This window comes from Thalassococcus sp. S3, assembly GCF_004216475.1.
Taxonomy (GTDB): domain Bacteria; phylum Pseudomonadota; class Alphaproteobacteria; order Rhodobacterales; family Rhodobacteraceae.
On record NZ_CP022303.1, the window covers coordinates 3,601,989 to 3,617,844 of the forward strand.

General features: G+C 62.6%; 11 protein-coding genes. 9 read left to right on the forward strand and 2 right to left on the reverse strand.

The window, feature by feature from the left end; translation table 11 throughout:
- Nucleotides 1-83: 83 nt before the first annotated feature.
- On the reverse strand, nucleotides 84-3,584 hold the full coding sequence (gene dnaE, locus CFI11_RS17740) for a DNA polymerase III subunit alpha (protein WP_130408322.1): 3,501 nt from the start codon (nucleotides 3,582-3,584) through the stop codon (nucleotides 84-86).
- Between the two features lie 220 nt (nucleotides 3,585-3,804).
- On the opposite strand from dnaE, the gene xdhA reads away from it, so the two are divergent.
- The 7 genes from xdhA to CFI11_RS17775 all read left to right on the forward strand — a co-directional run bounded on the left by xdhA (nucleotide 3,805) and on the right by CFI11_RS17775 (nucleotide 13,190).
- A complete protein-coding gene (gene xdhA, locus CFI11_RS17745; RefSeq protein WP_130408324.1) occupies nucleotides 3,805-5,166 on the forward strand; it encodes a xanthine dehydrogenase small subunit in 1,362 nt (453 codons plus the stop codon).
- Entirely contained in the window at nucleotides 5,163-7,538 is a 2,376-nt protein-coding gene (xdhB, locus tag CFI11_RS17750; RefSeq protein WP_130408326.1) for a xanthine dehydrogenase molybdopterin binding subunit, read from the forward strand. Before xdhA ends, xdhB begins: the two co-directional genes overlap by 4 nt.
- 18 nt (nucleotides 7,539-7,556) lie before the next feature.
- Nucleotides 7,557-8,495 carry a xanthine dehydrogenase accessory protein XdhC gene (xdhC, locus tag CFI11_RS17755; protein WP_130408328.1) on the forward strand — a complete coding sequence of 313 codons (939 nt, stop codon included), beginning with the start codon at nucleotides 7,557-7,559 and terminating at the stop codon, nucleotides 8,493-8,495.
- Nucleotides 8,492-10,009, forward strand: a complete 1,518-nt coding sequence (locus CFI11_RS17760; RefSeq protein WP_130408330.1) for an ABC transporter ATP-binding protein — start codon at nucleotides 8,492-8,494, stop codon at nucleotides 10,007-10,009. Before xdhC ends, CFI11_RS17760 begins: the two co-directional genes overlap by 4 nt.
- A gap of 69 nt (nucleotides 10,010-10,078) precedes the next feature.
- Entirely contained in the window at nucleotides 10,079-11,161 is a 1,083-nt protein-coding gene (locus CFI11_RS17765) for an ABC transporter permease (protein WP_130408332.1), read from the forward strand.
- Complete coding sequence (locus CFI11_RS17770) at nucleotides 11,161-12,081, forward strand: ABC transporter permease (RefSeq protein WP_130408334.1); 921 nt, start codon at nucleotides 11,161-11,163, stop codon at nucleotides 12,079-12,081. The genes CFI11_RS17765 and CFI11_RS17770 overlap by 1 nt, the downstream gene beginning before the upstream one ends.
- 35 nt (nucleotides 12,082-12,116) lie before the next feature.
- A complete protein-coding gene (locus CFI11_RS17775; protein ID WP_130408336.1) occupies nucleotides 12,117-13,190 on the forward strand; it encodes a BMP family ABC transporter substrate-binding protein in 1,074 nt (357 codons plus the stop codon).
- A gap of 87 nt (nucleotides 13,191-13,277) precedes the next feature.
- Here the strand turns inward: CFI11_RS17775 and CFI11_RS17780 are convergent, their stop codons facing one another.
- Complete coding sequence (locus CFI11_RS17780) at nucleotides 13,278-13,709, reverse strand: cyclic nucleotide-binding/CBS domain-containing protein (protein WP_130408338.1); 432 nt, start codon at nucleotides 13,707-13,709, stop codon at nucleotides 13,278-13,280.
- Nucleotides 13,710-13,838: 129 nt separating this feature from the next.
- On the opposite strand from CFI11_RS17780, the gene CFI11_RS17785 reads away from it, so the two are divergent.
- Entirely contained in the window at nucleotides 13,839-14,774 is a 936-nt protein-coding gene (locus tag CFI11_RS17785) for an aldo/keto reductase (RefSeq protein ID WP_130408340.1), read from the forward strand.
- Entirely contained in the window at nucleotides 14,771-15,844 is a 1,074-nt protein-coding gene (locus CFI11_RS17790) for an FAD-binding oxidoreductase (RefSeq protein ID WP_130408342.1), read from the forward strand. The genes CFI11_RS17785 and CFI11_RS17790 overlap by 4 nt, the downstream gene beginning before the upstream one ends.
- The last annotated feature ends 12 nt before the right edge of the window (nucleotides 15,845-15,856 follow it).

The following is a 15,856-nucleotide window of genomic DNA, read 5'->3' on the forward strand; positions in this document are numbered from 1 at the left end:
TCACAGGCCCGCTCTGCCACGGGCGTCTGGATCAGGGCCCGCAGACGGACCGCAGCTAGCTGTCAGCCGCCTGGGATCAGCTCCTAAAGCTCCTCCACGTCCAGCACCCCACCCAAACTCTTGATTGCCCCTTTGATCTGCGGGTTGACCGGGAAAGCCTGACCAAGGTCGATCTCCACCTCTCCCGGCAGGGCCGGGTCCATCAGGCAAAGCTGGATGGGGCCGCGTGCGGCGTTTTTGGCGGCCTCAATGGCACCCTCCAGTACCGTGGCCACCGAGGGGACGGCCTGCTGGTCTGAGACAAAGATGCGAAGCCCGGTGGCCCCCGCCCCGGCAACTGCGGTGTCGATCGGGGCAACGGAGCGGCCCAGCAGCTTGAGCTGATCGCTCTCCATCGTCGCCTCGACCGTAACGACGACCTTGGCGCCGGTTTCGAGATGTTCGCGCGCATTCTCAAGCGTTTCGGAAAAGAGCGTGACCTCGTAGGCTCCGGTCGTGTCACTGAGCTGGCAGAAGGCAAAGCGGTTGCCGCGCGCGGATTTGCGCTCCTGCCGGCCGGCGACGACACCGGCGAGTTTGGCCACGAGCGGCGATTGTTCGGCCTTGGAGGTGACCTCATCCAGCGTGATCACCCCGGTGCGCTTCAGGGGGGCCATGTAATCATCGAGCGGGTGGCCCGAGAGATAAAACCCCACCGCCTTGAATTCCTCGGCAAGACGTTCAGCCGGCAGCCAATCGGGCACCGGCGAGAGACGCGGTTCGGGCAGGTCGTCGCCTGCTTCACCGAAGAGGGACACCTGATTGGAGGCTTTCTGTTCGTGGATCGCCGCTGAATAGCCCACCAAAGCGTCAAGGCTGTCGAAGACGCGGCGGCGATTGGGGTCAAGCACGTCAAAAGCACCAGACCGGGCGAGCATTTCCAACGGGCGCTTGCCCACGCGTTTCAGATCGACCCGGCGCGCCAGGTCGAAGAGATTGATAAAGGGTTTGTCGCCCCGCGCCTCGGTCAGCAGCCGCATCGCCTCGACCCCCACGTTTTTCAACGCGCCCAGCGCATAGACGAGTTCGCCGTTCACGACATTGAACGTCGCCTCGGAGCGATTGACGCAAGGCGGCACGTAAGGCAGCGAGAGACCCTTTTTGACCTCCTCGAAATAGATGGCGAGCTTGTCGGTGAGGTGAAGATCGCAATTCATCACGCCCGCCATGAACTCGACGGGGTGGTTCGCCTTGAGCCAGGCGGTCTGGTAGCTGACCACCGCGTAGGCGGCGGCGTGCGACTTGTTGAAGCCGTAATTGGCGAACTTATCCAGCAGGTTCCAGACTTCGAGCGCCTTGTCCTTGTCGACGCCGTTCTTGGCCGCACCTTCGAGGAATTTGGGGCGCTCGGCGTCCATCGCCTCCTGGATCTTTTTGCCCATGGCACGCCGCAGCAGGTCGGCGCCGCCCAGCGAATAGCCGGCCATTTCCTGGGCGATCTGCATCACCTGTTCCTGGTAGACGATGATACCTTGGGTCTCATCCAGGATGTGGTCGATGGAGGGGTGCAGCATCTCGCGGTCAGAAAGCTTGTTCTTGACCTCGCAGAATTTCGGAATGTTCTCCATAGGGCCGGGCCGATAGAGCGCGACAAGAGCGATGATGTCCTCGATACAGTCGGGTTTCATCCGCTTGAGCGCATCCATCATGCCCGAGCTTTCCACCTGGAAGACGGCAACGGTTTTGGCGGCTGCGTAAAGCTTGTAGCTGGCCTCGTCATCCAGAGGGATGGCATTGATGTCGTTCTCGGTGCCTCCGGCGGGCTGGTAGAGCTCGGTGCCGTCGGAGGCGACATGAAGCGCACGGCCGGAGCCGAGGATCAGATCGACAGCGTTCTGGATCACGGTCAGCGTCTTGAGGCCGAGGAAATCGAATTTCACCAGTCCCGCCTGTTCGACCCATTTCATGTTGAACTGGGTGGCGGGCATGTCAGAGCGGGGGTCCTGATAGAGGGGGACCAGAGCGTCCAGTGGACGGTCGCCGATCACCACACCGGCGGCATGGGTGGAGGCGTTGCGCAAGAGCCCTTCGACCTGCTGGCCATAGGTCAGAAGACGCTCGACGACCTCTTCGTTGCGGGCCTCTTCACGCAGGCGGGGTTCGTCCTTGAGCGCCTTTTCGATGGAGACGGGTTTGACGCCTTCAACGGGGATCATCTTGGAGAGGCGATCCACCTGGCCATAGGGCATCTGCAGAACACGGCCGATATCGCGGACGGCGGCTTTTGACAAAAGCGCACCGAAGGTGATGATCTGTCCCACCTTGTCGCGGCCATACTTCTCCTGAACATACTGGATGACCTCTTCGCGGCGATCCATGCAGAAGTCGATGTCGAAATCGGGCATGGAAACCCGTTCGGGGTTCAGGAACCGCTCGAAGAGAAGACTGTAGCGCAGGGGGTCGAGATCGGTGATGGTGAGCGCATAGGCCACGAGGGAGCCCGCACCGGAGCCCCGCCCCGGGCCGACGGGGATGTCGTTTTCCTTGGCCCATTTGATGAAGTCGGCGACGATCAGGAAGTAGCCTGGGAAACCCATGCCTTCGATGATGCCCAGTTCGAAGTCGAGGCGTTTTTGGTATTCTTCCACGGGAGCGGCGTGGGGGATAACGGCCAGCCGCTCCTCCAGTCCTTTGACGGACTGTCGTCGCAGCTCCTCCACCTCGTCATCGGCGAAACGCGGCAGGATCGGGTCGCGGCGATAGGCCATGAAGGCACAGCGGCGGGCAATCTCCACGGTGTTCTGGGCAGCCTCAGGCAGGTCGGCGAAGAGGGTCACCATCTCTTGCTGAGACTTGAAATAGTGCTGTGCGGTCAGGCGACGGCGGGGGTCCTGCTGATCGACATAGGCGCCTTCGGCGATACAGATCAGCGCATCATGCGCCTCATACATGTCGGAGGTTGGGAAGTAGACGTCGTTGGTGGCGACAAGTGGCAGGTCCATGGCATAGGCCATCTCCACATGGCCGCGCTCGGTCAGGCGTTCCGCTTCGGGCTGGCCGTCTTCGCCGGGATGGCGCTGAAGTTCGACATAAAGCCGGTCGGGGAAGGCCTGGCTGAGACGCTGGAGCAGTGTCTCGGCGGCGGGGCGCTGACCGGACTGCAGCAGGCGACCCAGAGGACCGTCGGGGCCGCCGGTGAGGCAGATGAGGCCGTCGGAATGGGAAACAAGTTCCTCAACGGTCACCTGGGGAAGCTGGCCGCCCTTATCGACATAGAGGCAGGAGTTAAGCTTCATCAGGTTTTCGTAACCCGCCTCGGACTGCGCAAGCAGAACCAGCGGCGCGGGCGGTTTGGGGCGGTCGCCGGGCGTAGTTGCGACGTACGCCAGATCGACCTGACAGCCGAGGATCGGCTGAATACCGGCGCCTGCAAGCGTGACGGAGAATTCCAGACCCGCGAACATGTTGTTTGTATCCGTAAGGGCGACGGCGGGCATCCCGGCCTTGCGGCAGAGATCAGGCAGCTTTTTGAGCCGCATGGCTCCTTCGAGGAGCGAGTATTCGGAATGGACGCGGAGATGGATGAATCGGGGATCACTGCTCATGCGCCGGACGCTAGCGTAGCGCAGGCCCAGAAGGAACGGGCGTTGATCGCTTTTTGAGCGGTTCCGGCGCGGCAAGCGACAGCGCGCAGGTTTGGCTTGCCTTGGACCATGCTTGGTTTTTAAGCTGCCAAGGCTGAACAGGGCCTGCCGCTCCTTCTACGTCGCATCGAGGGAGGGCCATCAAGGCCGGATCATCGGTAAGGCGACGGGTTTTTCGGGAATGGACATCGCGTTTCTTCTGAACGGAGAGACAGTTGCGCTGACGGGCGTGGAACCGACGGTGACGCTTTTGGACTGGCTGCGTGAGGAGCGTGGGCTGACGGGCACCAAGGAGGGCTGTAACGAGGGGGATTGTGGGGCCTGTTCGGTGATCGTGACGGATGCGCGTGGCGCAAGGGCGCTGAACGCATGCATCCTGTTTCTACCGCAGCTTGACGGAAAGGCCGTGCGCACGGTCGAGGGGATCGCAGGGCCGGAGGGTCAGATGCATCCGGTGCAGGCGGCGATGGTCGCGCATCACGGCTCGCAATGCGGATTCTGCACGCCGGGTTTCGTGGTGACGATGGCGGCGGCGCATCTGAACGGGGCGCAGGACTTCGACGATCAACTGGCAGGCAACCTCTGCCGCTGCACGGGCTATGCGCCCATCGTGCGCGCGGCAGAGGCAGCGGCGGAGCAGCCGGTGCCGGATTGGATGCGGGAGCGGCAGGCGCCGGCGGCAAACACCCAGACGTTCAGCCCCCGCTCGGGCGATGACCTGGCGGAGATCTACGCGGCCCACCCGGACGCCACACTGATCGCGGGCGCGACGGATGTCGGCCTTTGGGTAACGAAGGAGCTGCGCAAGGTGGCCCCCGTCATCTTTCTGGATGGCTGTGACGACCTGCGCGGCGTGGAGACCCGCGACGACATGATCCGCATCGGCGCGATGACGGATATGAACGCGCTGCGCGAGGCGATGACGCCCCTGCATCCGTCCTACGCGGAGTTGATCCGGCGCTATGGGTCGGTGCAGGTGCGGGGCGCGGCGACGGTGGGCGGCAACATCGCAAATGGCTCGCCCATCGGGGACAATGCCCCTGCGCTGATCGCGCTTGGCGCAACATTGGTCCTGCGAAGAGGCGATGTCCGGCGAAGGATGGCGCTGGAAGACTTCTTTCTGGAGTACGGCAAGCAGGATCGCGGGCCGGGGGAGTTTGTGGAGGCGGTGGAGGTGCCACGTCAGGCGGACCGGCTGCGCTGCTACAAACTGTCGAAACGGTTCGATCAGGATATCTCCGCCGTGTGCGGGTGTTTTGTGGTCCGTCTCGAGGGCAATGTTGTGCGCGAGGCGCGGATTGCGTTCGGTGGACTGGCCGGCGTGCCGAAGCGAGCCAGTCATGTGGAGAAAACACTGACCGGCAGGGCTTGGGACCCCGAGAGGGTGGCAGACGCCATGCCCGCCTTCGAGCAGGATTTCGCGCCACTGTCGGATATGCGAGCCTCGGCATCCTATCGCCTGGAGACGGCGAAGGCGATGCTGGAAAGGTATCTGGCAGAGGATCGGGGCGTGCTAACATCGGTGCTGGAGGTGCGGGCATGAGTGTCGCGAAGCCCCTTCCCCACGACGCCGCCACGCTGCACGTGACCGGAGCGGCGCGCTATGTCGATGACATCCCCACGCCGCGCGGGACGCTGCATCTGGCCTTCGGGCTGAGCGAGATTGCATGCGGGACGATAACTAGCATGGGTTTGGAAGCTGTACGCAATGCAGAGGGCGTTCTGGAAGTGCTGACGGCGGAAGATCTGCCGTTTGACAACGATGTCTCGCCCTCCGCCCATGATGAGCCGCTTTTGGCGACCGCGCAGGTGCATTATGTGGGCCAACCGCTCTTTCTCGTGGTGGCGGAGAGCCATCTGGCAGCGCGCAAGGCCGCACGATTGGCCGAGATACGCTATGCCGAGGAGCCTGCGCTTCTGACGATCGACGCGGCTTTGGCAGCGGAGAGCCGGTTCGAGGACGGGCCGCGGATCTACGAAAAGGGAGATGCGGCGGCAGCAATTGCGAAAGCACCGCACCGTGTGGAAGGCCGGATGGAGATCGGCGGGCAGGAGCACTTCTATCTGGAAGGTCAGGCCGCTCTGGCGGTGCCGCAGGAAGGCGGGGATATGATGATCCATTCCTCGACCCAGCACCCGACGGAGATCCAGCACAAGGTGGCCGATGCTTTGGGTGTGCCGATGCACGGCGTGCGGGTGGAGACGCGGCGCATGGGTGGCGGCTTCGGCGGAAAGGAGAGCCAGGGCAATGCGCTGGCCGTGGCCTGCGCTGTGGCGGCCCGCGCGATGGGGCGGCCCTGCAAGATGCGCTATGACCGGGACGATGACATGGTCATCACCGGAAAGCGTCACGATCTGAGGATCACCTACGAGGCCGGGTTCGATGACGAGGGGCGGCTGGCGGGCGTGTCCTTCCGCCATGATGTGCGCTGCGGTTGGTCGATGGATCTGTCGTTGCCGGTGGCGGACCGGGCCATGTTGCATACCGACAATGCCTATCACCTGCCCGCCGCGCGAGTAGAGAGCCACCGGTGGAAGACCAATACGCAAAGTGCGACGGCCTTTCGCGGGTTTGGCGGGCCGCAGGGGATGCTGGGGATCGAGCGGGTGATGGATCATGTCGCGCATTTTCTGGGGCGCGATCCGGTCGAGATACGCCAGCGGAATTACTATAAGGCGGGCGATGGAGGGGGGCCGTCTGCCCCCCCGGCCGTTGGCCGTCCCCCCGAGAGTTTATCCGGCAAGATGAAGGAGGGGGATGTCGAGAATGAGAGTCAGACCACCCATTACGGGATGCCGGTTGAGGATTTCGAGCTGCAAGGGATGACGGAGGCCCTGCTGAAAAGTGCGGAGTATCATCAGCGGCGGGCTGCGGTGAAGGCCTGGAATGCGGAGCAAGGGGTGATCAAGAAGGGGATTGCGTTTTCTCCGGTGAAATTCGGGATTTCCTTCACGCTGACCCATCTTAACCAGGCGGGGGCGCTGGTGCATGTCTATCAGGACGGCTCGGTCCATCTGAACCATGGCGGGACGGAGATGGGTCAGGGCCTGTTCCAGAAGGTGGCCCAAGTGGCCGCCAGCCGCTTTGGCGTGTCGCTGGACGTGGTCAAGATCACGGCGACGGATACCGGCAAGGTTCCCAACACCTCCGCCACGGCCGCCTCGTCGGGCAGCGATTTGAACGGGATGGCGGTCAAGATCGCCTGCGACACGATCCGGGAGCGGATCGCGGAGGTGGTGGCGGAACGGCATCAGGCGCGGCCCGAAGCAGTGGTGTTCGAAGATGGAGAGGTGCGCGTGGGCGAAGCGGGGATGAGCTTCGCCGCTGCCGCGCAAATGGCCTATATGGCGCGGGTCAGCTTGAGTGCGACAGGCTTTTACAAGACGCCAAAGCTGGAATGGGACAGGATAAGGGGCGTCGGGCGTCCGTTTTTCTATTTCGCCTATGGTGCGGCGGTGACCGAGGTTGCGTTGGACACACTCACCGGTGAAAATCGGATCTTGCGCTGCGATATCCTGCATGACGCCGGCGCGTCGCTGAACCCCGCCCTGGATATCGGGCAGATCGAAGGGGGCTATGTGCAAGGCGCGGGCTGGCTGACGATGGAGGAACTGGTTTGGGATGATCGCGGTCGACTGAGGACACATGCGCCGAGCACCTACAAGATCCCCGGATGTTCGGACAGACCGGAGGTGTTCAACGTCGCACTTTGGGATGCCGAGAACCGTGAGGAGACGATCTATCGCTCGAAAGCCGTGGGTGAACCACCTCTGATGCTTGGGATTTCGGTGTATCTTGCATTGAGCGATGCCGTGGCGGCGTGCGGGGATGCCTATCCGGCGCTCGACACACCCGCAACGCCGGAACGGCTTTGGGCGGCGGTGCGACATGTCAGAGGCGCGGCATGTGGATAAGTCTGTGGACGGGATGTAATGGCGTTTGATTTAAAAGCCTTGGAGGCCGCATTGACCCGGGCGCACCGAGTCGTACGGGTGCTCGTGCTGGAGCATCGTGGATCGACCCCGCGCGAGGCCGGGACAGAGATGTTTGTCTGGGCCGATGGGCAATCCGGAACGATCGGTGGCGGAGCGCTGGAATATGAGGCGACGGACGCCGCGCGGGCGATGCTGACCGGAGAGCAGGCGGCGGTGCACCGGCAGGCCCTGGGTCCGGATCTGGGGCAATGCTGCGGCGGGGCAGTGACGCTGGTCATGGAGGTCTGGGATCACGTGCCGGAGCCGGAGGATGGCGTCGTCCTGCGCCGTATCTCGGGAACGGCCCCTATGCCGTTGAAGATCAAGCGTCATTTGGCGGATGCCCGGGGTCAGGGGCAAAGGCCCCCGACAGAACTGTGCGACGAATGGCTGATCGAGCCGGTCGATCGCCCGTGCCGCGCCTTGTGGATCTGGGGAGCAGGTCATGTCGGACGCGCCTTGGTTGACGTACTGGCGCCGCTGCCGGAATTTACGATGACGTGGATTGATACTGCTGCTGCGCGGTTTCCCGATCCGGTCCCTGAAAACGTGACAGCCGTTCCTGTGGGCAAACCTGTGGATCTGGTGCCCCACGCCCCTGCAGAGGCCGAACATCTGATCCTGACTTATTCACATGAATTGGATCTTGCCTTGTGCCACGCGCTGTTGCACCACGGTTTCAGCCGAGCCGGCCTGATCGGCTCGGCCACGAAATGGGTGCGCTTTCGCAAACGGTTGAAGGCTTTCGGGCACGGAGTGGACGCAATAGACAAAATTGACTGCCCGATCGGGGACCCGTCGCTGGGCAAACATCCCCATCAAATCGCCATCGGCGTCGCGGCCCGCCTCTTGACGCCACGAGCGACAAGCGCGGCGGCATGGAACCAGCGCGCATGAGTGATCCCTTGCTGCGGATCGAGGGGCTGACCAAGGCCTATCCGGGCGTGGTCGCAAATGACGACGTGTCGTTCGCGATCGAACCTGGAGAGGTGCACGCGCTGCTGGGGGAGAACGGAGCGGGAAAATCCACTCTGGTCAAGATGATCTACGGGCTTGTTCAACCGGATGCCGGACAGATGGCCTGGCAGGGCAGACCTTTTGGCCCACCAGAGCCGCGCGCGGCGCGTGCAGATGGCATCGCAATGGTGTTCCAGCACTTCTCGCTCTTCGATGCGCTGAATGTGGCGGAAAACGTGGCCTTGGGAATGGAGGCGCCGCCGCCGATGCGGGATCTGGCGCGCCGCATCCGGGACGTGTCGGATATGTATGGTTTGCCGCTTGATCCCGACCGGGTAGTAGGCGATCTGTCGGCCGGGGAGCGGCAGAGGGTGGAGATCATCCGCTGCCTGTTGCAGGATCCGAACTTGCTGATCATGGACGAGCCGACCAGCGTTCTGACCCCGCAGGAGGTTGAGATCCTGTTCCAAACGCTCAGAAAGCTGAGCAGCGAAGGAACGGCCATCCTCTATATCAGCCACAAGCTTGAGGAGATCCGGGCGCTTTGCGACGCGGCCACCATCTTGCGACAGGGCAAGGTGGTGGCGACGTGCATCCCGCGCGAGACCACGGCACGGCAGATGGCGGAGATGATGGTAGGCACGAGCCTGCAAAGCCCGGCACGTGCACAGACATCAAAGGGTCAGCCCGTCCTGGAACTGACAGGTCTGTCGCTTCCTGCGCTCAATGCATTCGGCACAGCGCTAAAGGACGTTCGGCTGAGCGTCGCCGAAGGGGAAATCCTTGGTATTGGCGGGGTTGCGGGGAACGGACAGGACGAGTTGCTTGCTGTTTTATCGGGCGAGCGCACGGTGAAGAGCGATGCGGTGCGGTTTGGCGGTCAGCCGGTCGGGCGGTTGGGTCCCACCGCGCGACGGGGCTTGGGCCTGCTGGCGGCCCCGGAGGAACGGCTTGGCCATGCGGCAGCCCCGGATATGAGCCTGACGGAAAATGCCATTCTGACCGGTGCGGTGCGCGAAAGGCTCGTGCAGTCCGGGTTCCTCAAATGGCGCGCCGCCGAAGCCTTTGCCGAGCGGATCATCGAACGCTTCGATGTGCGCACGCCCGGTCCGGGCAATGCGGCGCGCTCGCTCTCTGGCGGTAATCTGCAGAAATTCGTGATCGGACGGGAAGTGTTGCAATCTCCGAAAGCTCTCGTGGTGAACCAGCCCACCTGGGGTGTGGATGCGGCCGCCGCGGCGGCGATCCGACAAGCCTTGCTGGATCTTGCCGCCGGGGGCGCCGCCGTTCTGGTGATCAGCCAGGATCTGGATGAGCTGATGGAGATCAGCGACCGGTTCGGCGCGCTGAATGAAGGCCGCTTGTCGCCGTTGCGGCCCACCGCCGGTCTGAGCGTGGACGAGATCGGGCTGATGATGGGCGGTGCGCATGGAATGGAGGTGGCGCATGTCTGATCGGATGCGCGAAGACTTTCATGCCTCCGGCGGCCGTATTTGTATCGAGAAGAAGCAGGGGACCGGCGCGTGATCCGGCTGGAACGCAGGCCGCAGCCGTCACGGGGCTGGAGTTACGCCACGCCCGCCGTTGCAGTGCTGGCCACGATGCTGTTTGGAGGGCTTCTTTTCGCGGCGCTGGGGAAAAACCCGGTCGAGGCGATCCGAACGATCTTTTGGGATCCGATCTTTGGCGAGTTCGCGTTTTTCTACCGCCCCCAATTGCTGGTCAAGGGCGCGCCGCTTGTACTGATCGCAATCGGGCTGAGCCTTGGGTTTCGCGCCGGGATCTGGAATATCGGAGCCGAGGGGCAGTATATCGTGGGTGCGATCCTCGGGGCCGGGATTGGCCTTGCCTTCTATCCGCTGGAAGCCTGGTATATTTTCCCTCTGATGGTGATGGGCGGCGCTTTGGGCGGATGGGCCTGGGCGATGATCCCCGCGCTTTTGAAGGTGAGGTTCGGGACCAACGAAATCCTTGTATCCCTGATGCTGGTCTATGTCGCGGAACAGCTTCTGGCGTCGATGTCACTGGGTCTTTTGCGCAATCCGGAAGGCTTTGGCTTTCCCGGAAGCCGCAACCTGCAACAATCTCCCAGCACCCATAACGCTGAACTGATCGCCGGGTCGGGGATGCACTGGGGCGTGGTGGCGGCGATGATCGCCGTCATCTTTGCCTATGTGCTTCTGAACCGTCACCTGCTTGGCTACCAGATCCGCCTGATCGGAGAGGCGCCGCGCGCGGCGCGCTTTGCCGGCGTGCGCCCGGCGCGGCTGGTCCTCTTTTGCCTTGGCACCTCGGGCGCCCTGGCAGGGCTGGCCGGGCTTTTCGAGGTTGCGGGGCCTGCCGGTCAGATCAGCATTGATTTCAATGTCGGCTATGGCTTTACGGCAATCATCGTGGCGTTTCTGGGCCGGTTGCACCCGGTGGGCATCCTGCTGGCCGGGGGATTGATGGCACTGACCTATATCGGAGGCGACATTGCACAATCGCGCATGGGCCTGCCCGCCGCGGCCATTCAGGTCTTTCAGGGAATGCTACTGTTTTTCCTTCTCGCCTTTGATCTGTTGACGCATTTTCGCTTGCGCTTTGCACGGACAGAGGTTGCCTGATGGAACTTGGCGCAATCAATCCGGTTCTTTTGCTCGCCTCTCTGATGGTGGCCGCGACCCCTCTTCTGCTGGCCGCCATCGGTGAACTTGTCGCCGAAAAGGCTGGCGTTCTGAACCTTGGTGTCGAGGGGATGATGATCGTTGGCGCGATCTGTGGCTTCGCTGTTGCCGTGGAGACCGCGAACCCCTTCATCGGTTTTCTGGCCGCCGCTTTGGGTGGGGCACTTCTGTCTTTGCTCTTTGCGCTGCTGACGCAGGTGGCCCTGGCCAATCAGGTCGCTTCGGGTCTCGCGCTGACGCTCTTTGGATTAGGGCTAAGCGCGCTGATGGGACAGGGCTATGTCGGCATCAAGCCCCCTCCTACACCACGGCTCGACCTGCCGGTGCTGAGCGATCTGCCGGTGATAGGACGCGTGCTCTTCTCCCATGATCCGATCCTCTATCTGGGCCTCTTCATCGCTGCTGCCGTCTGGTATCTGCTGCGTTTTACCCGCGCGGGATTGATCCTGCGTTCGGTCGGTGAGAACCATGATGCCGCTCACGCGCTTGGCTACAAGGTGGTGCGTATCCGGATCCTCGCGATCCTCTTCGGCGGCGCCTGTGCGGGGCTGGGCGGGGCTTACATCTCGCTCATCCGCGTGCCGCAATGGACCGAGGGGATGACGGCGGGCGTGGGCTGGATTGCGCTGGCCTTGGTGGTCTTTGCCAGTTGGAAGCCCTGGCGCGCGGTACTGGGTGCCTATCTTTTCGGCGGCGTGACCGTGATGCAGTTGAACCTGCAAGCCGCGGGCGTTGCCATTCCCGTCGAGTATCTGGCAATGTCGCCCTATCTGATCACCATTCTGGTGCTGGTCATTCTATCGGCCGACAAAAGCAACGCACCGGCATCTTTGGGCAAAACCTTCCACGCCTCGTCCTGACGGGGCCAATAACGAACCTGGGGAGTAACACTCACATGAAATTCACTTCACTTCTGACCGGCGCAGCCCTCGCGCTGGGGCTGGCGTCAACGGCACTGGCCGATGATCCCACAAAGGTGGGCTTTGTCTATGTCGGCCCGGTGGGCGATGGCGGCTGGACTTATGAGCACGATCAGGGCCGTAAAGCGGTCGAGGCAGAGTTCGGCGATGCGGTTGAAACGGTCTTTGTCGAAAACGTAGCCGAAGGCCCGGACGCTGAACGGGTGATGACGCAAATGGCCCTGGATGGCGCTGATCTGATCTTCACCACCTCTTTCGGCTTCATGGATCCCACCATCAACGTCGCCTCGAAGTTTCCGAATGTGAAGTTCGAGCACGCAACAGGCTACAAGCGGGCCGACAATGTTTCGACCTATTCCGCGCGTTTCTATGAAGGGCGCGCGATCCAGGGCCATATCGCGGGCAAGATGACCGAAAGCAATATCATCGGCTATATCGCGTCCTTCCCGATCCCCGAAGTGATCCGGGGCATCAATGCGGCCTATCTGCATGCCGCGCGGGTCAATCCGGATGTCGAGTTCAAGATCATCTGGGTCTACACGTGGTTTGACCCCGCCAAAGAGGCCGATGCCGCGAAAGCCCTGATCGAACAGGGCGCGGATGTCGTTCTGCAGCACACCGATTCCACGGCGCCACAGGCAGCCGCGCAGGAAGCTGGGAACGTGATCACCTTTGGCCAAGCGTCGGATATGGAGCAATACGCTCCGATGCCACGGGTCAGCTCCATCATCGACAATTGGGCCCCCTACTATATCGAACGCACACGCGCTGTGATGGAAGGCACCTGGGAAAGCGTCGATACCTGGGACGGGATCCCCACAGGCATGGTCGAGATCGGAGAAATCACCGATGCGGTGCCGGAGGATGTAAAGGCCGAAGCCCTCGCGATGAAAGAGGCGATCCGCGCGGGTGACTATCACCCCTTCACCGGCCCCCTGAAGAAACAGGATGGCTCGGACTGGCTGGCCGACGGCGAAGTGGCCGATGACGCAACACTGGCCAGCATGAGTTTCTACCTCGAAGGCCTCGAGGGCGAGATCCCGAACTGACCCCTACGCCCGATGCCGGGCGCCCATGAAAAATCACGTAAAGGCCTCCCCCGGGGAGGCCTTTTCCGTTTGGCAGCGTTTACCTGTTCAAGCGGCGGTGGTCTCTGCGCGGAAGGAATTGTAACGCTCGACCATCAGGCGGTACTCGGTCGGGATATCCCACAGAGCAAGAACACCCACCACATCTCCGGCACGATCGACCACCGGCAAATGGCCAACGCCAGCCTCGATCATTCGGGCCGCTGCCTCACCCAGACTGTCGGAACGGTGTGCGGTCAGCGGATCGCAGGTCATCACCGCCTCGACCCGCGTCAAAGCCGCATCCCGACCCTGTCCATAGCACCGGCGCAGCACATCTCTCTCGCTCAGAATGCCCACAAGCATGCCATCTTCGATCACAGCAACAGCGCCAACGTTCTGCCGATCCATAAGGGCGCAGGCATCCCGAACGCTGGCTGTGGATAAAATCGTCGCGGGTTGGCGGCCCGACAATAGCTGATCAATGGACTTGATAATCATCACACTCTCCAAAAACAAAAAAATATTTCGTAAGTTTAATGCGACCTCTCGCGATTTGCGAGTCCGGTTTCCCAGACCCGCGGCACGTCGCCCTTCCCTTTCGGCAAGACCGATGTCACGGTCGCGCCCATGACAGATCTCAAAAGCCTCAATGGCACCCGGCAAAGCAAACTTGTCTTCGGCGCCATGCAATTCGGGGGCCGGGCCAATGCCGCGGATGCCCGTGCCATGTTCGACGCCTGCAGGGCGGCGGACGTGAACCACTTCGACACCGCCAATGGCTATACCGAAGGCGCATCTGAGACACTGTTGGGAGAGATGGTCCGCCCTGAGCGGGACGACCTGATCCTTGCCACCAAAGTGGGTTATACCGGTCGTGCCGATCGCGCGACGCTCACCGCGCAATTCGATCTGTCCCGCAAGCGGCTGGGCCTTGACCAGGTCGATCTGCTCTATCTTCACCGCTTTGACCCGATCACAGATCTGCGCGAAACGATCGAGACCTTTGCGGATTTCCGGCAGGCTGGTCTGATCCGCTATGTCGGTCTGTCGAATTTTGCCGCGTGGCAGGTGATGAAGGCGATCACTATCGCAACGAAGATGGGGCTGACGATCGACGTCCTGCAACCGATGTACAACCTCGTGAAACGGCAGGCCGAGGTCGAGATCCTGCCGATGTGCATGGATCAATCCGTCGCGATCCTGCCCTATTCCCCTTTGGGCGGCGGGCTTCTGACCGGAAAATACGCACGGGGAGAACCCGGGCGGCTGACCGAGGACAGCCGATATGCCGCCCGCTATGCGCCGTCCTGGATGACCCAAGCCGCCGAGGGTCTCGTGACGATTGCCGAACGGGAGGGAATCGCCCCCGCCACGCTCGCCGTCGCCTGGGTGGCGGCCCATCCCAGCGCGCCCCATCCCATCATTTCGGCCCGAAATGCCACACAGCTTGCGCCATCGCTTGCCGCGCAAGATTACCGCTTGTCGGAAACGCTTTATGCCGAGCTTTCCACGCTCAGCCCGACGCCGCCGCCCGCCACCGACCGGATCGAAGAACAGGCATGACAGATATCCTCGTGATCGGTGGCGGCATTGCCGGCTTGTCGGCAGCGGCGCGCCTTGCCCCGCATGCCAGCGTCACCGTGCTCGAAGCGGAGACAGCGCTTGGCTATCATGCGTCGGGCCGTTCCGCGGCACTCTTTGAAGAGCATTACGGCGCACCATCGGTGCTCGCGCTCAACCGGGCGAGCGCGGAATATCACCGTACTGCCAATGGCGGCTATCTCAGCCCGCGTGGTTTTCTTCTGACATCTGGTCACGGAGATGACGCACTTTTCAGGGCTGATGCAAAAGCGTTGCATTGCGATGAGATCTCACTGGCCGAGGCTCGGCGGTTGGTGCCCATCCTCAATCCCGAAACTGTCGCGCGCACGGCCTATCACAACGGCGCGCAGGATATCGACACCGATCGGATGTTGCAGGATTTCGCCCGCGCCGTGCGCGCAGAGGGGGGGCAGGTCATCACCGGACAAAAGGTCGAAAGCATCACCCGCGACAACGGCAATTGGCAGGTCTTTACGGGTCAGAACGTCCATAGCGCGACGCTTCTGGTCAACGCGGCAGGCGCCTGGGCGGATGTCATCGCCCAGATGGCGGGCCTCACGCCCATCGGCCTGACACCCTGCCGCCGTTCCATGGCACGAATCCCGGCACCGGGAGGCCACGATGTGACCGGCTGGCCGCTCTTTTTCGGCGCGGGAGAAACCTGGTACGCCAAACCCGATGCCGGCAAACTTCTTGTCTCACCCGCCGACGAAGACCCGGTGACGCCCCATGATGCCTGGGCCGACGATCTGGTTCTCGCCGAAGGCATCGCCCGCTACGAGGCCGCGGTGACCGAAGAGGTGACGCGGGTTGAAACCTCCTGGGCCGGTTTGCGCAGCTTCGCCCCCGACCGCACCCTCGTGCTGGGCCGCGACACGCAAGAGCCTGAGTTCGTCTGGTGCGCCGGCCAGGGCGGTTATGGCTTCCAGACCGCTCCGGCGGCCAGCCAGTTGCTGGCCGACCTGGTGTTGGCCCGGACACCGGAGATTGACGCCGATATCGTGAAATCCCTGTCGCCAGCGCGCTTCTGAACGGCTAGCATC